An 18,086-nucleotide genomic window follows, 5' to 3' on the forward strand; every position below is an offset into this window, starting at 1 on the left:
CGCCCGCCCCGGCTGAGGAGGAGCGCCGTGCCCGGCCTGCTGGACCGCCACCTCGCCTTCGTCGGCGCGCTGCGGCGCGCCGGCCTGCCGGTCTCGCTCGCCGAGGACCTCGACGCCCTCGACGCCCTGGGGCGCCTGCCGTGGGACGACCGCGAGACCGTGCGGGCGGCGTACGCCGCGACGGTGCTGAAGCGGCAGGCCCAGCGACCGACCTTCGACGCGCTCTTCGACCTGTGGTGGCCGCGGCTGGTCGGCGACGGGTGGCGGGGCGACCCGCTGGTGGCGGACGTCGACGACGAGGACGCCGGGGAGGCCGACGAGGGCGCAGCCGAGGCCGGTGACGGCGGGGCGGGGGAGGACGAGGCGCAGGCCGAGACCGAGGGCGCGGGCCCGGTCCGCGACGGCGGGGCCGCGCTGGCGGCGCTGCGCGAGCGCCTCGCCGAGGCCCTGGCGGCCGGTGACGACGCCGCCGCCCAGGCGCTGGCGGCCGAGGCGGTGGGCCGCTTCGGGGCGATGCCCGGGCGCGGGCCGGGGCTGTCGTCGTGGTCGGCCTACACCGCACTCCAGCGGGTCTCACCGGCCGAGCTGGTGGAGCGGCTCGTGCAGGCGCTCGCCGCGGGCGGCTGGGCCGAGGACGACGCGCGCCGCGCCGCGGTCGAGCGGGTCGCCCGCTTCGAGACGGAGGTCGAGGGCGACGCCCGCCGCCGCATCGCGGAGGAGCGCGGGCCGCGCCACGTCGCCGACGTCGTGCTGCGTCCGAGCATCGAGCGGCTCGACTTCCTCAGCGCTCGCCGCAGCGACCTGGAGGAGCTGCGCCGCGAGATCCAGCCGCTGGCCCGGCGCCTGGCGGTGCGGCTCACCAAGGAGCAGCACGCGCGGCGACGCGGACCGCTCGACTTCCGGCGCACCGTGCGGGCGTCGGTCTCGACCGGCGGGGTGCCGCTGACCACGCACCACCGGCCGAAGCGGCCGCACCGCTCCGAGCTGGTCGTGCTGTGCGACGTGAGCGGGTCGGTGGCCAACTTCGCGCAGTTCACGCTGCTGCTCGTCTTCGCGCTGCGCGAGCAGTTCACGAAGGTGCGGGCCTTCACCTTCGTCGACCAGGTCGTCGAGGTCACCGAGCACTTCCGCCCCGGTGCCGACGTGGTCGACGTGATGACCCACCTCGCGGCGGCCTCGGCGCACGCGGCCCGCTTCGGGCGCACGAACTACGGCCGCGCCTTCGCCGCCTTCGAGGAGCAGCACGCCGACGCGCTGGGGCCGAGGAGCGCCCTGCTCGTGCTCGGCGACGCCCGCTCCAACCACGCCGACCTGCGCCTCGACGTGCTCCGCCGCCTCGTCGACGACACCCGCCACGCGTGGTGGCTCAACCCCGAGCACCGTCGGCACTGGGACACCGGCGACTCGGCCGCCCGCGCCTACGGCGCGCTGGTGCCCATGGTCGAGTGCCGCAACCTGACCCAGCTCGGGGAGTTCGTGCACGACCTGGTCTGAGCAGCCGACCCCGACAGCGGTCGGGGCGCCGGTCTGGACCGGTGGGCGTAACCCAGGTCACACCCGCTCGTTCGACCTGGTGACACCGGTGCGGGGGAGGGAGCCGGCGTCTCCCACCCCCTGGCGGCCTCGGCCGCCCCGACCGTCACCACTGAGCCGGTGACGTGGAAGGACCCTGCCACCGTGCGCAACCATCTCGGGAAGCGCGGGCGCCCTCAGCTGGCGCTCGCCACCGCCGCCGTCATCGGCGCGGCCGCCCTCGTGCCCCTGTCCCTCCCCGCGTCCGGCGAGGAGCCGGACCCCCTCGCCGGTCTCGACGACGCCTCGTTCTCGTTCCAGGGGGAGGAGGGCAAGCTGCCCAACCTCGACGCGCGCGAGGGCCGGGTCGTCCCGAGCGCCGCGCAGCGCGACCTCGCCACCTCCCTCGGCGCCGACGACGCGCGCTGGAACGCGTTCGGCACGCCCCACGTGCTGATGGACCGGACGGGCTACCTCTCCGGTCCCCGCGCGGGCAGCGCCCGCGAGGCCGCCCGGGCCTTCGTCGCCGACCACGCGGCGCTCTTCCGGCTCGACGCCGCCGACGTCGAGGCGCTCGAGGTCCTCACCGACACGCCCCTCTACGACAGCCCCGACCTGGTGCGGGTGCGCGAGGGGAAGGCACCGGCGCGGCCCGACGTCGCCCACGTCGTCACCTTCCGCCAGCGCTTCGGCGACCTCGTGGCCGGACACGACGGCCTGCTGACCGTGGGCGTGCAACGCGACGGCCGGGTGGCGTGGGTGTCCTCGTCGGTCACCGGCGACTCCGAGGTGCGCGGTGAGCAGCGGCTCTCCGCCGTCGCCGCCCTGACCGCGGCCGCCGAGGACGTCGGCCTGCCGCTCGGCGACCTCGTCGAGGTCACCGACCAGGCGGCCCCGGGCCCGTGGCGGACGTTCGAGTCGCCGCTGACGCGCGACCTGCAGCGCGCCCGGCTGATGGCATTGCCGACCCCGACCGACGGCGTGCGCCTGGCGTGGGAGACCACCCTGCTGAAGGCCGACCACACCGACACCGACAGCGGGGGCCACCACGCCGAGCCCCAGGCCTTCATCAGCTTCGTCGACGCCGAGACCGGCGAGGTGCTCCTGCGCGACAACCGCGTCGACCACCTGGCCGAGGGGGCGAGCCCCGCCTCGGTGAACCTGCCCGCAGCCGCACCGGGCGGCGTACGCGGTGGTGCCGGCGTGCGCGCGGCACTCGCCGCCGCGCCGAGCGCGGCTCCGTTCTCCGGTGCCACCGACGCGGCCGGGGCCTGCACCCCGACCGACGCGCGCCACCCGGTGAGCGTGCCGGCCGGCACCGGCCAGGTCAGCGTCGCCGCGGCGGTGACGTTGCCCAACGGCCTCGACGACGACATCACCGTCAACCTCTACCGCGCCGGCGTCTCCGCGCCGGTGGCCTCGCAGGACCTGCTGACCTCGCCAGAGGTGCTGACCTACGCGCCCGCAGGCGGGGTGCCGGCCGGCGACTACCTCGTGGAGGTCTGCGAGTTCACCGCCTCGCCCGGCACGATCGGCTACGCCGGCACGGTCACCACCTCCGAGGGCGCGGCCTCGACCGACGTGCAGCTGCCGCGCTGGCGGGTCTTCCTGGCCAACCCGAACTTCACCGACTCGAGCGCCCCGAGCGAGGACACCCGCGAGCTGTGGTGCTGGGTGGCCGACGCCGAGGGCTGCGACCGCGAGCTGCGCAACGACGCCGCGCGCCTGCCGTGGGACGTGCTCGCGCCGAGCCTGGCGACGCTCACGACGCTGGGCAACAACGCCTCGACGGCGATCTCCGAGGTCAGCTTCGTCAGCCCCGACACGGTCGTGCAGCGCCCGCTCACCCCGAGCCGCGTCTACGACTACCCGTGGGAGAACACGTGGTACGAGTCGCAGTGCGACCCGACCACCTTCGACCAGCCCGGCGGCAACGACGACGACGCCTCGACGGCGAACCTCTTCGCGATGCACAACCGGATGCACGACTGGAGCTACTACCTCGGCTTCACCGAGCTGACCTCCAACCTGCAGGTCAGCAACTTCGGCAACACCGGACCCGACCGGGAGAACGACCCCGAGATCGGCAACGCCCAGGCCGGCCGCCGCACCTTCAACGGTCGTGACAACGCCAACCAGATCACGCTGCAGGACGGCATCGCGCCGATCACCAACCAGTACCTCTGGCAGCCGCTCGCCGGCGCGTTCTACGCCGCCTGCACCGACGGCGCCTACGACATGGCGGTGGTCGCGCACGAGTACGGCCACGCGATCAGCAACCGGATGGTCGCCGGCCCCGACACCGGCACCGGCTCGACCCAGGGCCAGACCGAGAGCTGGTCCGACCTGATCTTCGCCGAGTACTTCCGCGGCAACGCGATCTCCACCGGGCCGGGCGCGAGCCCCTACGCCCTGGCGCCCTACGTCTCGGGCAACAAGGAGCGCGGCATCCGGAACTACAGCATGGACACGAGCCCGCTCAACTACTCCGACCTCGAGTACGACGCCAACGGCACCACCTCGCCGCACGCCGACGGCGAGATCTGGAGCGCGGTCAACTTCGACATCAGCGAGGCGCTCAACCGGGTGTACGACGGGCAGTTCCCGTCGTCCGACGACGCGCTGCAGCGCCGGTGCGCCGCCGGCACGCTGCCGGCCGACGAGTGCCCCGGCAACCGCCGCTGGGCGCAGATCATGTTCGACGGCCTGCTGCTGACCCCGACCGGCTCGACGATGCTCGACTCGCGCGACGCGATGCTCGCCGCCGACCGGCTCCGTTTCGACGGGGCCAACCAGGAGGCCATGTGGCGGGCCTTCGCCGCCCGCGGCATGGGCGAGTCGGCCACCTCGACCGGCCCGGACGACCGCGAGCCGGTGCCCGGCTGGTCCTCGCCGCTCAGCGCCGACGAGGCGACCGTGCGGTTCGTGACGGTCGGGCCCGACGGTGCGGCTGTCCCGGCCACCGTCTACACCGGCGTCTACGAGGCGCGGATCAGCCCCACCGCCGACACCGACGGCGAGACCGCCACCTCCGACACCGTCGCCTTCGTGCCCGGCACGTACGACTTCCTCGTGCAGGCGGAGGGCTTCGGCGCCACCCGCGTCAGCCGCACCTTCGCCCCCGGTGAGCAGGTCGTGGTCGAGGTGCCGCTGCAGCGCAACCTCGCCTCGGTGCACAACGGCGCCACCGTCGCCGGTGACGGCGTCAACCTCACCTCCCTCGTCGACGACACCGAGACCACCAACTGGGCCTCGCTGACCTCCGTCGGCACCGCCAGCGAGGGCAAGGGCGAGGGTCGGCAGGTCGAGGGCCGTCAGGTCACGGTCGAGCTGGCCGACACCCCGGTGGCCATCGACCGGGTGCAGGTGAGCGCCGCGCTGCGGCCCACCGACCCCGCGAACACCGACGACCCGGGCTCGCAGAGCCGCTTCTCGGCGCTGCGGTCCTTCGACATCCTGGTCTGCGACGCCACCGTCAACGGCAACACCTGCACCGACGACCAGTCGGAGTTCTCGATCGTCTACCGCAGCAGCGCCGACGCCTTCCCCGGCGTGCGGCCGCGGCCGACGGCGCCCGACCTCACGCTGCGCGGCTTCGACGTCACCGATGCCCGGGCCACGCACGTGCGGATCCGGGTGCGCGACAGCCAGTGCACCGGCGGCCCGCTCTACAGCGGCGAGGCCAACCCGGTGAACGACCCGGTCTTCAGCAACCCCGACTGCGACAGCCTCGAGAGCACCCCCGACCGGCAGGTCCTGAGCCCGCCCTTCGACCTCGTGCGCATCTCCGAGCTGCAGGTCTTCGGGCCGCCGCCGGCGGCGGTGACGACCGTGACCAAGGGGAAGGTGAAGCCGCGGCGCTCCCGCTGAGGACGCGCAGCCGCGGATCCCGCGGCACCGCTGCGGGCCCACCGAGGTGACCCACCGGGCGGGCGCGGCCGTGACCACGGCCGCGCCCGCTCGTTGCTCCGGTGTCCCGCACGCCCGCTCGACCACGAGGTTGTCCCATGCGCCGGCCCCGCCCCGCCCGTCCGCTGACCGCCCGCACGCAGGCCCGCACGCGCGTCCGGGCCGCGGTGGCCGCGGCCCTCGGCAGCCTCGTCGCCGCCCTGGCGCCGGCACCCGCGGCCCACTCCTCCGAGGGCCAGGTGCCCGTCGGCGACGTGCGCCGGATGGTCTTCGTCGGCAACAACTGGGACGGCACGGTCGACGTGCTGCGGCCGGGCACGCTGGAGCGGGTGGCGCGGCTGGACGCGGTGCCGGACCTCGACGAGCGGATGCAGGAGATCGCGACCAACCCGCAGCGGCTGGCGTTCTTCCTCGCGATCCGCGAGGCGATCGGCGAGGGCAACGACCAGTTCGTCGACGACATGTACTCCTCCAACGACGGGCGCACGCTGGTCATCAGCCGGCCGTCGTTCGCCGACGTGGTGGCCCTCGACCTGCGCACCGGCGACATCCGCTGGCGCTTCGCCGTCGACGGCGAGCGCTCCGACCACATGGCGCTCTCGCCCGACGGCAAGCGGGTCGCGGTCAGCGCCTCGACCGGCAACGTCGTGCACATCCTGCGCGTGGCCGACGGCACGGAGGTCGCGGCGGTGCCGTCCGGCGGCTCGCCCCACGAGAACGTCTACTTCGACGGCGGTCGCAAGATCCTGCACGCGAGCATCGGCATGGTCTACAGCCCGCTCGACCAGCCCGAGCTCGACGCCACCAAGCAGGAGCGCGTCTTCCAGGTCATCGACGCGCGCACCAACCGGGTCGTCCGCCGCATCGACGTGCGCCGCTCCCTCGACCAGGCCGGCCTCACCCGCCTCTCCCACGCCGTGCGCCCGCTGACCCTCTCGCCCGACGAGCGCACCGTGTGGTTCCAGGTGTCGTTCTTCCACGGCTTCCTGCAGATGGACCTGCGCACCGGCCGCATCACGCGCGTGCGCCGCCTGCCCAACCTGGTGCCGGACCTTCCGCGCGAGGCCTACCTCCTCGACTCGGCCCACCACGGCATCGCGGTCGACCCCACCGGCCGCAAGCTGTGCGTCGCCGGCACGATGTCGGACTACGCCACCGTCGTGCGCCGCGACGACCTGACCCGCGGACCGCTGCTCAAGGGCGGCACCAAGCCCTACTGGGTCACCCCCAGCGCCGACGGCCGCTTCTGCTACATCTCCTGGTCGGGCACCGACGCGGTCTCGCAGATCTCCTACCGCACCGGCCGGATCGCCAAGACCGTGCGCGTCGGCGACCACCCGCAGCGCATCCGCAACGGCTTCGTCGCCGCCTCGCTCGTGCGCGGCCTGCGGTCGCTGGGCGGCTGACCGGGCGCTGCAGGAGTCACCGGTCGACCGGTGACTCCTGCACTTGTGGCCCGAGAACTCGGGCCACAAGTGACAGTCTCACCGGTCAGCCGGTGACTCCGACAGCCACGGCGAGGCGTACGGCGGGGGTCAGCGCAGCAGGGTCGCGAGGCGGGTGAGCCCCTCCTCGACGTCGGAGGTCGGGCCCGCGAAGCTGAAGCGCAGCCACCGGGAGCCGTCGGCGGTGTCGAAGTCGACGCCCGGCGCGGTGGCGACGCCGGTCTCGGCGAGCAGCCGGTGGCAGAAGGCCATCGAGTCGTCGGTGAGGTGGCCGACGTCGGCCCAGGCGTAGAAGGCGCCGTCGGCGGGGGCGAGCCGGGTCAGCCCCAGCGAGGCGAGGCCGTCGAGCAGCAGCGCCCGGTTGGCGGCGTAGCGCGCGACGTGGCCGTCGAGCTCGGCGTAGGACTCGTCGCTGAAGGCCTGGACGCAGGCCCACTGCGCGACCACCGGCGGGCAGATCGTGAAGTTGCCGGTCAGCACCTCGACGGCGCGCCGCAGCCGCTCGGGCACCAGCATCCAGCCGATGCGCCAGCCGGTCATCGAGAAGTACTTCGAGAACGAGCTGAAGACCACCGCCTCCCGCGACGTCTCCCACGCGCTGCGCGTGAGGGACGCGCCGCCGCTCGCCGCGGCGTACTCGATGCCGTGGTAGATCTCGTCGCTGATCAGCTGCACCCCGTGCTCCTCGCACCAGCGCGCGAGTGCGGCGAGCTCCTCGGGCAGCAGCACGGTGCCGGTCGGGTTGGCGGGGGAGGCGACGACGAGGCCGGCCAGCGGGGTCCGCGCGTGGACGGCGGCGACCTGCTCGACGGTGGGCTGGAAGCGGGTCGCGGGACCGGTCTCGACCTCGACCACCTCGCAGCCCAGGGCCTGCAGCACGTTGCGGTAGCAGGGGTAGCCGGGGCGTGCCATCGCCACGCGGTCACCGGCGTCGAAGGCGGCGAGGAAGGCGAGCAGGAAGCCGCCGCTCGACCCGGTCGTGACGACCACGTCGTCGGCGGTGACCTCGATGCCGTGGGCGCGCCGGTGGTGGCCGGCGATCGCGGCGCGCAGCTCGGGCACGCCGGTCGAGACGGTGTAGCCCAGCGGGTCGCCGGACTGCAGCAGCCGCACCGCCTCCCCCCGCACGGGCGCGGGAGCCCCGGTGCTCGGCTGCCCGGCCACGAGGTTGACCAGGTCGCCGTGGGTGCGCTGGCGCTCCGCAGCCGCGGCGAGGAGGTCCATCACGTGGAAGGGCGGCACCGCGGCGCGCGTCGCGACGCCCAGCCGGGCCGCCGTCCCGTCGTCGGGCAAGCCGTCGGGGGTGGGGGCCGTCATGGCGGCGAGTGTCGCACCGCGCGCCGATAGGATGGCCACCCGGCCGGCCAGCAGCACCGAGACCACCGAGCGAGGTGAGGCGTGACCTTCGACGCCTCCCAGATGGACTCCTTCCTCCTGGTGGGCGCCGCCGTCACCCTCCTCGCCGTCCTGGCCGTGCGGGTCTCCGCCCGCGCGGGCCTGCCCTCGCTGCTGCTCTACCTCCTCATGGGCGTCGCGCTCGGGGAGTCCGGCGTCGGGATCCAGTTCGACGACGCGGCCGTGGCGCACGCCCTCGGCTTCGCCGCGCTCGTGGTGATCCTGGCCGAGGGCGGCCTCACGACCTCGTGGCGCGAGCTGCGGCCGTCGATGCGGCTGGGCTTGGCGCTCTCGACGCTCGGCGTCACCGTCTCGGTGGCGGTGGTCGCGGTCGGCACGCACTACCTGCTCGGTCTGCCCTGGCAGCTCGCGGTGCTGCTGGGCGCCGCGACGTCCGCGACCGACGCGGCGGCGGTCTTCTCGGTGCTGCGCACCGTCCCGCTGCCCCGGCGCCTCACGGGCGCGCTCGAGGCGGAGTCGGGCCTCAACGACGCCCCCACCATCGTCCTCATCGTGCTCGTCTCGTCCGACACGGCGCTCGAGCAGGGCGTGCTCGTGACGGCCCTGGTGATCCTCGGCGAGCTCGCCGGCGGCGTCGCCCTCGGCCTCGCGGTGGGGTGGGCCGGGGCGTGGGTGATGCGGCGGGCCGCGCTCCCCTCGACGGGCCTCTACCCGATCGCGGTGCTGTGCCTCGCGGTCCTGGCGTACGCCGGCGGCGCGGCGCTCCACGTCAGCGGTTTCGCGGCCGTCTACGTCGCCGCCCTGTGGCTGGGCAACGCCGACCTGCCGCACCGCGGGGCCACCCGCTCCTTCTCGGAGGGCATCGCGTGGCTGGCCCAGATCGGCCTGTTCGTCATGCTCGGCCTGCTGCTCTCCCCGGAGCGCCTGGGCTGGTCCACGCTGTGGATGGCGCTGGTCGCCGGCGGCGTCCTCACCTTCGTGGCCCGCCCGCTCTCGGTGCTCGCCTGCAGCCTCGTGCAGCGGATGCCGCCGCGCGAGCTGGCGTTCCTGTCGTGGGCGGGGCTGCGCGGCGCCGTGCCGATCGTCTTCACCACGATCCCGCTCGCCGCGGGCACACCGGGGGCCGCGCAGCTCTTCGACCTCGTCTTCGTGCTGGTCGTCGTCTACACCCTGCTCACCGGACCGACCCTGCCGTGGGTCGCGAAGTGGCTGCGGGTGGCGCGGCGCTCGGAGCCGCGCGGGATCGACCTCGAGGCCGCGCCGCTCGAGCGGGTCGCCGCCGACATGCTGCAGGTGACCATCGCGCCGAGCTCGCGCCTGCACGGCGTCGAGGTCGGTGAGCTGCGGCTGCCGGTCGGCGCGTCGGTGTCGCTGGTCGTGCGCCAGGGCGAGGCGCTCGTGCCGGAGCCGCGCACCACCCTGCGCCACGGCGACGAGCTGCTCGTGGTCACCCCGCGGCGGCAGCGGCACGCCACCGAGGACCGCCTCCGAGCCGTCTCCGAGGGGGGCCGGCTGGCCCTGTGGCGCGGCCCCCGGCGGCCCGCGCGCTGAGGCGGCGGGGCCGCGCGCCCCGGCGTACGACAGGTGGTGGCGCCCGCCGGCGTCGTGCGGCTGGGTGGGCCGTGCGGCTGGGTGGGCCGAGCGGCTCAGCCCGCCGGCGTCTCGGCGGTGTCGGCCGGCGGGCTGCAGACGGTGGCGTCCTCGCGCACCTGCACCTGTCGCCTGCCGCGTGCCAGGCGGCCGAAGTCGTCACCCACGACGACCGTGATACCCGGGCCGAGGCCCTCGCGCTCCACGACCCGCACGCCGCGGCCGAGGTGGCTGCGCACCAGGCGGACCGCCGGGTTGCGACGGTCGGGCGCCCAGACCTGCACCCGCGGGATGCGCTCGCCCGCGTTGCCGCTCTCGCCCAGCACGAAGCCGCGCTCGGCCAGCCGGCTCAGGGTGCGGCCGGCGAGCCCGGCGGTCGTGCCGCCGTTGTAGACGCTGACCACCACGTCGCCGCGGCCCAGCGTGCTGCCGGCCTCGACCGTGCGGTCGGTGCACAGCGGCGGCTCCTCGACGGCGAGGTCGGGTCGCGGCAGCGGCTGGGTGAGCGCGCTCCAGCCCCACGCGGTGCCGGCGACGAGCAGCAGGCCGAGGACGGCGAGGGTGAGGGCGGTGCGCACGCGTGGGTCGAGGTGCAGACCGCCGGGGCTGCCGGGTCGACCGTCGCTCACGACCGGCCCCCCAGCGCGACGACGCGGGCGTGCAGCAGGTGACGCTGCTGCAGGGCGGCGCGCAGCGCGCGGTGCAGGCCGTCCTCGAGGTAGAGCTCGCCCTGCCACTCCACGACGTGGGCGAAGAGGTCGCCGTAGAACGTCGACTCCTCGTCGAGGAGCGCCGCGAGCTGGAGCGTGTCCTTCGTGGTCACGAGGTGGTCGAGGCGCACCTGGCGCGGCGCGACGTCGGCCCACGCCCGCGGGGTCAGCCCGTGGTCGGGGTAGGGGCGCCCGACGCCCACCCGCTTGAAGATCACGCCTGCGACCCTAGCGCCGGCCCCCGCGGCTACGCTCCCCGCATGGACGAGCAGAGCACGCCGGAGGCCGGGGCCGAGCACCCGCTGGCCGCAGCGATCAGGCCGGGCTACACCTTCGAGGGGCCGGCGCTGGAGCTCGGGGCGCTCATGGCCGACGAGTCCACCGTCCTTCCCGTGCCGATCCGGATCCCGATCGCGATGCTCAACCGCCACGGGCTCGTGGCGGGGGCCACCGGCACCGGCAAGACCAAGACGCTCCAGCTCATGGCCGAGCAGCTCAGCGACGCCGGCGTGCCCGTCTTCGCCGCCGACGTCAAGGGCGACCTGACCGGCCTGCTCGTGCCGGGCGAGGACTCCCCGCGCGTCCGCGACCGGGCGGCCTCGGTCGGCCAGGCGTGGGAGCCCACCGGCTTCCCCGTCGAGCTGCTCGCCATCGGGGGCGAGGGCACCGGCACCCCGCTGCGCGCCACGGTCAGCACCTTCGGCCCGCTGCTGCTCTCGAAGGTGCTGGGCCTCAACGAGACCCAGGAGTCCAGCCTCGGCCTGGTCTTCCACTACGCCGACCAGGCGGGCCTGCCGCTGCTCGACCTCGCCGACCTGCGCGCGGTCGTGCAGCACCTCGTCTCCGACGAGGGCAAGCCGGAGCTGAAGCAGCTCGGCGGACTGGCCCCCTCGACCGCCGGAGTGATCCTGCGCGAGCTCATCGGCTTCTCCGACCAGGGCGCCGACGCGTTCTTCGGCGAGCCCGAGTTCGACACCGCCGACCTGCTGCGGGTGCTGCCCGACGGCCGCGGCGTCATCAGCCTCGTCGAGCTGCCGCGGCTCGCCGACCGCCCGGCGGTCTTCTCGACCTTCTTGATGTGGCTGCTCGCCGACCTCTTCCACGACCTGCCCGAGGTCGGCGACGTCGACAAGCCCAAGCTGGTCTTCTTCTTCGACGAGGCGCACCTGCTCTTCGACGACGCCTCCGAGGCGTTCCTCGACCAGGTCGCCCAGACCGTGCGGCTGATCCGCTCCAAGGGCGTCGGCGTCTTCTTCGTCACCCAGCAGCCGACCGACGTGCCCGACGAGGTGCTCGCCCAGCTCGGTTCCCGCGTCCAGCACCAGCTCCGCGCCCACACCCCCAACGACGCCAAGGCGCTCAAGGAGACCGTCGCCACCTATCCCCACCCCGAGTACGACGACCTCGGCCGCGTGCTCACCGGCCTCGGCACCGGCGAGGCGATCGTGACCGTCATGGGGGAGCGCGGCGCGCCGACACCGGTGGCGTGGACCCGCCTGCCCGCACCCCGCTCGCTCATGGCGACCGCCGAGCAGGCCGTGCAGGACGCCGCGGTCGCCGCGAGCCCGCTCCACCCGACGTACGCCGCGGCGGTCGACCGCGAGTCGGCGCGCGAGCTGTTGGCCGCCCGCCTCGAGCGGGGCGCCCAGAAGGCCGCGGCGGAGGCGGGGGCGAGCGGGGGTGCTGACGCGGGTGCGTCGGGCCCCGGTCCGGACTCTCCGGACGGCGCGTCGCAGGACGAGCGGCTGCGGGCCGAGGCGGACCGGCTCGAGCGCGGCTCGCGCGCGCCGCGCGGTGGCGGCAGCCGGGCCGGTGGCCGTGCAGGTCGGTCGGGTGGTCGCTCCGGGGACGCCGGTGGCGGCGACGTGCTGCGCGACGTCGTCGAGTCGAAGGTCTTCCGCGACGTGGTGCGCACCGCGGCGCGCGAGATCGCCCGGGGGATGTTCCGCACCGGGCGCCGCTGACCGAGGAACCGGCCCGCCCGGGCGGCGCTGCGTGAGTCGCCGCCCGGGGCGGGCACAGGTGTGGTCCCCGCTGCGTGAGGGGGAAGCTGGTCGGGCTAGGCCGACCAGCGCACCGACTCGGTGACGAAGTCGGCCATCGCGTGGACGCCGGTCAGGTCCTTGCGCTCCTCGAGCAGGTGCGTGAGGGCGGAGGAGTGGCGGCTGCGGAGCTTCAGGTGCTGCGTCTCGAGGCGGACGAGGCGGAGGTCCTCGCGCTCTTCTTCGGTCATGCGTCCTCCTGGGGTGTGGAGCCGACGTGGACGGTGCTTCCCGAGAGCCGCGCTGGTGAGCGCTGCCCTGAGCATGGAGCGCCGACGTCGCCCCGGTGTGGCCACCGGGTTACCACCAGGTTTCCGTCTGTGAGATCTCTGTGTCGCGTCGTCGAGACCCGGTCACGCTGGTCGCCCCTGCTGCAGGTGTCGACCCCCGGCGGGGCGGTCGGCGCCTGAGGTCGGATCCGTACCCCCGGACCCGTCGGCCATGCGCTCCGCGGCCCAGGCCACCTGCACCTCCGTGCCGGCCCCGCCCGCCACGCCGCCCGGTCCGCCCTCGCCGACCTCGCCGCCGGGCACGAAGCGGCCCCGACCGGGCCGGGCCGCGGAGGTGAGGTCGAGCCGAGGGGCACCGAGGTCGCGGAGCAGGCCCGCCACCGGGTCGTGGCCACGCTCGAGCCCGGTCGGGCGGCGCGCCAGGAGCAGGTGCAGCCCGACCTCGGCGGACCGCGGCAGCAGCGGCGCGAGCGGAGCCAGCGGGCTGGCGGCGGTGGGAGCGGCGAGGAGGTCGTAGTCGTCGGCCACGACCAGCACCTCGGGTCCCTCCCACCAGCAGCGCTCGCGCAGCTGGGCGACGGTCGTGCGGGCGGTCGGCAGCCGCGCCCGCAGGTGCGCGGCGAGGGCCTCGACCGCGGCGCGGCTGCGGTCGTCACCGGGGAGGTCGTCGAGCAGGTGGTCGGGCGAGACCTCGCCGGTGAGACCCCGGCGCGGGTCGAGCAGCACGACCTGCAGCGCCGACGGTGGGCGCTGCAGGAAGCCGCGCAGCGCCGTGCGCAACGACGCGGTGCGCCCGGACCCGGGCGGGCCGAGCACCACCAGGTGGCGTCGCGCCCCGGTCGGCACACCCACCGGCGCGCCGTCGGGGCGCACGCCGAGCGGTACCTCGACCTCGGTGGGCGCGTCGCGGGTGCCGGAGGTCTCGGAGCCGCCGGAGCCGCCGGAGCCGTGGGGGTCGTCGACGAGGTCGACGAGGTCGGCGAGGTCGAGGTGATCGGGGAGGGCCGGGAGAGTCGGTGCCGTGCGCTCGCCCCAGCGGGCCCGCAGCCGGTGCACGAGGTCTTCGGGACTGCCCTCGAGGCGGGGCTCGGCGACCAGCACGTGCGCACCGTCGGCGCGCAGACCACGGCCCGGCCGGTCGACCGGCACGGCCGCCGCCGCCCTGCGGTCGACCCAGGAGTCGAGGGGGTCGCCCAGGCGCAGCTCGACCCGGCTGCCGAGCAGGTCCCGCAGGGCGGGGCGCAGCTCCGACCACCGGTGCGCGGTCACCACGAGGTGCACGCCCACGCCCAGGCCGCGCGCGGCGAGCCCGACGAGGTCGTCCTCGAGGCCCGGGTGGTCGGCGCGGAGCGCGGCCCAGCCGTCGACCACCACGAGCACCTCGCCCCAGCCGTCGGCACGCCACCCGGGCCCCGCGGGCCCGGCCGCGTCGTGGCGAGACTCCTCGCCGGACTCCCGACGCTCGACCAACGAGCGCACGTGGGTGACCACCCGGCGTACGCCGTCGGGGTCGGACCGCTCCGCCCGCGCGGCGACGTGGGGGAGCCCCGCGAGCCCGGCGAGACCACCGCCGAGGTCGAGCAGCAGGACGGTGGTGCGGCCTGGTGCGGAGGTGAGGGCGGCGGCGCACACGAGCGTGCGCACGGCCGTGCTCCGTCCGCTGCGCGGACCACCGACGACGGCGACGTGACCACCCGCCCCGCCGAGGTCGAGGACGAAGGGTTCGCGCCGTTGCTCGCGCGGGAGGTCGACCACGCCCACCGGCAGGCGGAGGGGCGCGGTGACCGGGGCGCCCGCACCGGGACGCCGGGGGGTGTCGGCCCGGTCCGCGTGCTCCGGCAGGAGCTCGGCCAGGGTCGGCGAGGTCGTGAGCGGCGGGAGCCAGACCTGGTGCGGGCGGGCGTGCCCGGCGTCGCGGGCCTGTCGGGCGAGCGCGGCGACGGCCGTGCTCAGCAGCGAGGGTGCCCCCGGGTCGGGTGCACCGCCGGGTGCACCACGGGCTGCGCCGCGGCCCGGCGGCTCCGTCCCAGCCCTGGGGCGCACCGGGCCCACGGGAGCCGCGCCGAAGCGGACCACCCGGGGTGAGGGCCCGTCGGGCGCGGCGGCGGACGTCCCGGGCGTCGTCCCGGGCGTCGTCCCGGGCGTCGTCAGGGGCGGTGTGGCCGGGGGTGTCGCGCCGGTCTCGGGCGGCACGGGCCGTGAGACCAGGCCGGCACGGAACGTCACGGGGGGCTCGGGGCCGGTGCGCAGCAGGGCGTGGCCGGGGTGGGTGGGCAGGAGGGCAGCATCGGGCACGCCCACCACGGCGCGCGACTCGGCCGCGCTGGAGGTGCGCAGCGCGATCCGGACCGAGAGGTGTGACTCGAGCCCGCGGAGCCGACCCTCCTCGAGCCGCTGCGTGGCCAGCAGCAGGTGGACCCCCAGCGAGCGGCCGAGGCGGCCCAGGGCCACGACCGTGTCGAGGAGGTCGGGGCGAGCGGCGAGCAGCTCGGCGAACTCGTCGACCACGACGAGCAACCGGGGCAGCGGCTCCAGGGGTGCGCCCGACACCCGTCGGGCCTCGTGCTCGTGGACGGACGCCAGGTCGCCTGCGGCGCGCAGGACCTCCTGCCGGCGCACCAGCTCGCCCTCGAGCGCGTCGCGCATCCGGTCGACCAGCGCCGCCTCACCGGAGAGGTTGGTGATGAGGGCGGCCACGTGGGGGAGGTCGCCGAGCCCCGCGAAGGTCGCCCCGCCCTTGAAGTCGACCAGGACGAGCGAGAGGTCCTCGGGCGGCTGGCCGGCGGCCAGCCCGAGCACCACCGTGCGCAGCAGCTCGGACTTGCCCGACCCGGTCGTGCCCACGACGAGGCCGTGCGGCCCCTGGCCGCCCGCGGCCGGCTCCTCGAGGTCGAGGGTCACCGGGCCGCTCGCGGCGGAGCCGACGACCACGCGCAGCGGTGCGCGGCGCCCGTCGGGTCGCCACGACGCGGCCGGGTGTGCCGGGTCGAGGCCCGCGGGCAGCGCCGGCTCCGCTGTGCCGCCGGGGGCGCCGGTGCCGCCCGGGGTGTCGGCCGACGATCCGGAGGCCGTCGAGGTCGCAGCGACGGCACGGTGGGCCGCCTCGGCACGGTGGGCGCGCCCGGCGAGGGCGCGCGCGACGGCCTCGGCGGTCGTCGGGTCGAGCTGGTCGGCTCGGGCCGCGACCGGGGGGTGACCGTGGCGGTGGACGCGCACCGGCACGACGACCGGTGCGGTGTCGGGCGACCCCGTCGGTGCCGGCTCCCCCCAGGTTGCGGGAGGGGTCAGGTCGAGCACCAGGTCGGCGGCGTCGGCGGCCTCGTCGAGACGCAGCAGCGTCACCCGCGGGGGCAGGGCGAGCATCCCGACCAGGTCGGACGGCGCGTGGGCGCTGTCGACGACCAGCAGCAGGTGCGGGGGGCACGCCCCCCGGCCGTCGGCCCCGAGCCCCGGCAGTGCCCGGGAGGCCAGGCGGTGCGGGTCGTCGTCGAGCAGCCGTGCCGGCCCGGCGTCGTCGACGGCCGCCGGGGCAGCGGCGTGGGGCAGCCACGCGGCCCACGACCAGTCCCCGACGCTCGCGGCGTCGTGGAGGCACGCGACGCGGAGGTCACCGGGTGCGTGCGCCGCGGCGCCCGCGACGACGAGCGCACGCGCCAGGGCGCGACGCGCCGGCAGGGGGCCGGTCAGCACGACCTGGCGGTGCTCGGCCAGGTCGAGCGCAGCCGGCAGCTCCAGCCCGGCGGCGGCGCCCTCGACGACCCGTCGGTAGGCCGCGGCGCACACCGGGTCGGGACGGTCGTGGAGCTCCGAGGGCAGGTCGAGGGAGACCGGGTGCGGGTGGCGCGCGCACCCCCACCGCACGACCACCCGGCCGACGCGGTCGGGTCGGTCGGCGTGGACGGCGTGGACGGCGTGGACGGCGTGGTCGGGGAGGGGGAGCGCGGCGGGGCTCGGCAACGCCCGGCGGAGGTCCTCGCGGTGCTCGGCCGCCGCGGTGGCGAGGGCCTCCTCGACCGCGGCGAGGCGGCCGAGGTAGCCGTGGCGCACCTCGTCGGTCACCCGTGCGCGGGTCCGTCGCTGCCGGTCGGCCTGCAGCACGAGCACGGCGACGGTGGCGAGGAGGAACAGCACCCCCGCCACGAGGGCCCGGGTGCGTGCCTCGCCGCCGGTCGTGGCGAGCACGAGCACGGAGCCGACGGACCCGGCGACCGGGAGCGCGGTCACGAGCGTCGACGACGAGCCGAGGTCCGGCTGCTCGACCGCGGGCGGTGCCTCGAGGGTCACCGGCGACCGGGTGCCGGTCCCGATCGGGGCCGGCACCGCGGCGGGCGCCGTGGTCGGCAGCGCGGCCGGCGTCGCGGTGGCGCCGAGCGCCTCCGACGGTGTGCTCACGCGCCCTCCTCTCCTCGGGTGTGCGGCCCTGGACGAGGCCAGACCGTAGGGGCCGGGGCCGACGCGCGTCGCGGCCCGGCGGGGTCGCCTGTGGACAACGGGGCGCGGACCGGGGCTGGCCCCGGTGGCCTGTGGACGACGCGACGCACGGGAGCGCCGGCTCGTCCTACGGTGCACGCCACGCGGCTCGCCAGGGCCGTCCCGACCCCGCCACGACGGGGTCGGGTGCCCCCACCCGAGGAGGACCGATGACCCAGCTCAGCCAGGGCCCGCGCGCCCTGAGCGCGGCGGCCGAGGCCGTGGCCGGCACCCGCGCCGACGTGACCCGAGTCCAGCAGGAGGTCGCCGGCGACGTCGCTGCGCTCGGCCAGCGCTGGTCCGGCTCGGGTGCGATCGCCTTCCACCGCGTCCACACCGCGTGGCAGGAGCAGCAGTCGCGGGTGGTCGCCGCGCTCGACGGCTTCGAGGCGGCCCTGCGCGAGACGGAGGCCGACACCGGACGCACCGACGACGACCAGGCCACCGGCTTCGCCCACTACGCGTCGCGGCTCGGCTGAGCCCGCCACGAGAGGAGCATCCCCGTGCACACCGGCATCCACGTCGACCACGCGGCCCTCGCCGCCACCGCCCAGCATCTGCTGCTCGGCGCGCGCCGCACCGGCGATCGCCTCGACCGGCTCGAGCAGGAGCTGGCCCCGCTGCGCGGGGAGTGGTCCGGCGCGGCCCGCGGGACCTACGACGCGGCGAAGGCGCAGTGGGACGCCGCCGTCGCCGACATGGTCCAGCTGCTCGGGCAGGTCGGGCACGCGGTCGAGGCGGCCGACGCCGCCTACCGCGCCGCCGACCAGCGCGGCGCCGCCCGCTTCGGCGGCTGACCCGGCACGGGCGTGGCGACGACCT

The 18,086-nt window shown here is 76.1% G+C and carries 12 protein-coding genes; 7 read left to right on the forward strand and 5 right to left on the reverse strand.

What is annotated here, in order from left to right; translation table 11 throughout:
• The first annotated feature begins 27 nt into the window (after positions 1 to 27).
• The 3 genes from BJ989_RS03635 to BJ989_RS03645 all read left to right on the forward strand — a co-directional run bounded on the left by BJ989_RS03635 (position 28) and on the right by BJ989_RS03645 (position 6,827).
• Complete coding sequence (locus BJ989_RS03635; RefSeq protein ID WP_179517035.1) at positions 28 to 1,494, forward strand: VWA domain-containing protein; 1,467 nt, start codon at positions 28 to 30, stop codon at positions 1,492 to 1,494.
• A 183-nt stretch (positions 1,495 to 1,677) separates the two neighbouring features.
• Positions 1,678 to 5,382: a M36 family metallopeptidase gene (locus BJ989_RS03640; RefSeq protein ID WP_179517036.1), complete on the forward strand. Its 3,705-nt coding sequence runs from the start codon at positions 1,678 to 1,680 to the stop codon at positions 5,380 to 5,382.
• A gap of 137 nt (positions 5,383 to 5,519) precedes the next feature.
• Positions 5,520 to 6,827 carry a YncE family protein gene (locus tag BJ989_RS03645; RefSeq protein ID WP_218848710.1) on the forward strand — a complete coding sequence of 436 codons (1,308 nt, stop codon included), beginning with the start codon at positions 5,520 to 5,522 and terminating at the stop codon, positions 6,825 to 6,827.
• A gap of 129 nt (positions 6,828 to 6,956) precedes the next feature.
• Here the strand turns inward: BJ989_RS03645 and BJ989_RS03650 are convergent, their stop codons facing one another.
• The gene (locus BJ989_RS03650) at positions 6,957 to 8,183 is read right to left on the reverse strand and encodes a pyridoxal phosphate-dependent aminotransferase (RefSeq protein WP_179517037.1); all 1,227 of its coding nucleotides are present in this window, start codon (positions 8,181 to 8,183) and stop codon (positions 6,957 to 6,959) included.
• A gap of 102 nt (positions 8,184 to 8,285) precedes the next feature.
• Between BJ989_RS03650 and BJ989_RS03655 the strand changes: the two genes are divergently transcribed.
• Positions 8,286 to 9,773, forward strand: a complete 1,488-nt coding sequence (locus BJ989_RS03655; protein ID WP_179519352.1) for a potassium/proton antiporter — start codon at positions 8,286 to 8,288, stop codon at positions 9,771 to 9,773.
• 95 nt (positions 9,774 to 9,868) lie between these two features.
• Here BJ989_RS03655 and BJ989_RS18595 read toward each other — a convergent pair whose 3' ends face one another.
• Positions 9,869 to 10,441 (reverse strand): LytR C-terminal domain-containing protein, encoded by a 573-nt coding sequence (locus BJ989_RS18595; RefSeq protein ID WP_179517038.1) that lies wholly within the window; start codon positions 10,439 to 10,441, stop codon positions 9,869 to 9,871.
• Positions 10,438 to 10,740 (reverse strand): type II toxin-antitoxin system VapB family antitoxin, encoded by a 303-nt coding sequence (locus BJ989_RS03665; RefSeq protein WP_179517039.1) that lies wholly within the window; start codon positions 10,738 to 10,740, stop codon positions 10,438 to 10,440. Before BJ989_RS03665 ends, BJ989_RS18595 begins: the two co-directional genes overlap by 4 nt.
• Positions 10,741 to 10,782: 42 nt before the next feature.
• On the opposite strand from BJ989_RS03665, the gene BJ989_RS03670 reads away from it, so the two are divergent.
• Positions 10,783 to 12,486, forward strand: a complete 1,704-nt coding sequence (locus BJ989_RS03670; RefSeq protein ID WP_179517040.1) for a helicase HerA-like domain-containing protein — start codon at positions 10,783 to 10,785, stop codon at positions 12,484 to 12,486.
• A gap of 95 nt (positions 12,487 to 12,581) precedes the next feature.
• Here BJ989_RS03670 and BJ989_RS03675 read toward each other — a convergent pair whose 3' ends face one another.
• Positions 12,582 to 12,755, reverse strand: coding sequence for a hypothetical protein (locus BJ989_RS03675; RefSeq protein WP_179517041.1), 174 nt, complete (start codon positions 12,753 to 12,755; stop codon positions 12,582 to 12,584).
• A 162-nt stretch (positions 12,756 to 12,917) separates the two neighbouring features.
• On the reverse strand, positions 12,918 to 17,186 hold the full coding sequence (eccCb, locus tag BJ989_RS03680; protein WP_179517042.1) for a type VII secretion protein EccCb: 4,269 nt from the start codon (positions 17,184 to 17,186) through the stop codon (positions 12,918 to 12,920).
• A 248-nt stretch (positions 17,187 to 17,434) separates the two neighbouring features.
• Here eccCb and BJ989_RS03685 point away from each other — a divergent pair, with 248 nt between their 5' ends.
• Both BJ989_RS03685 and BJ989_RS03690 read left to right on the forward strand, forming a co-directional pair.
• Positions 17,435 to 17,743: a WXG100 family type VII secretion target gene (locus BJ989_RS03685; protein WP_179517043.1), complete on the forward strand. Its 309-nt coding sequence runs from the start codon at positions 17,435 to 17,437 to the stop codon at positions 17,741 to 17,743.
• A 24-nt stretch (positions 17,744 to 17,767) separates the two neighbouring features.
• A complete protein-coding gene (locus BJ989_RS03690) occupies positions 17,768 to 18,061 on the forward strand; it encodes a WXG100 family type VII secretion target (RefSeq protein WP_179517044.1) in 294 nt (97 codons plus the stop codon).
• The last annotated feature ends 25 nt before the right edge of the window (positions 18,062 to 18,086 follow it).

The organism is Nocardioides perillae (assembly GCF_013409425.1).
Taxonomy (GTDB): Bacteria; Actinomycetota; Actinomycetes; order Propionibacteriales; family Nocardioidaceae; genus Nocardioides; species Nocardioides perillae.

Bases quoted from the DNA above. Each gene is read 5' to 3' on its own strand.
- BJ989_RS03645 (WP_218848710.1), top strand. From the start codon at position 5,520: ATGCGCCGGCCCCGCCCCGCCCGTCCGCTGACCGCCCGCACGCAGGCC.
- BJ989_RS03650 (WP_179517037.1), bottom strand. From the start codon at position 8,183: ATGACGGCCCCCACCCCCGACGGCTTGCCCGACGACGGGACGGCGGCC.
- BJ989_RS03655 (WP_179519352.1), top strand. From the start codon at position 8,286: ATGGACTCCTTCCTCCTGGTGGGCGCCGCCGTCACCCTCCTCGCCGTC.
- BJ989_RS03670 (WP_179517040.1), top strand. From the start codon at position 10,783: ATGGACGAGCAGAGCACGCCGGAGGCCGGGGCCGAGCACCCGCTGGCC.
- BJ989_RS03675 (WP_179517041.1), bottom strand. From the start codon at position 12,755: ATGACCGAAGAAGAGCGCGAGGACCTCCGCCTCGTCCGCCTCGAGACG.
- BJ989_RS03685 (WP_179517043.1), top strand. From the start codon at position 17,435: ATGACCCAGCTCAGCCAGGGCCCGCGCGCCCTGAGCGCGGCGGCCGAG.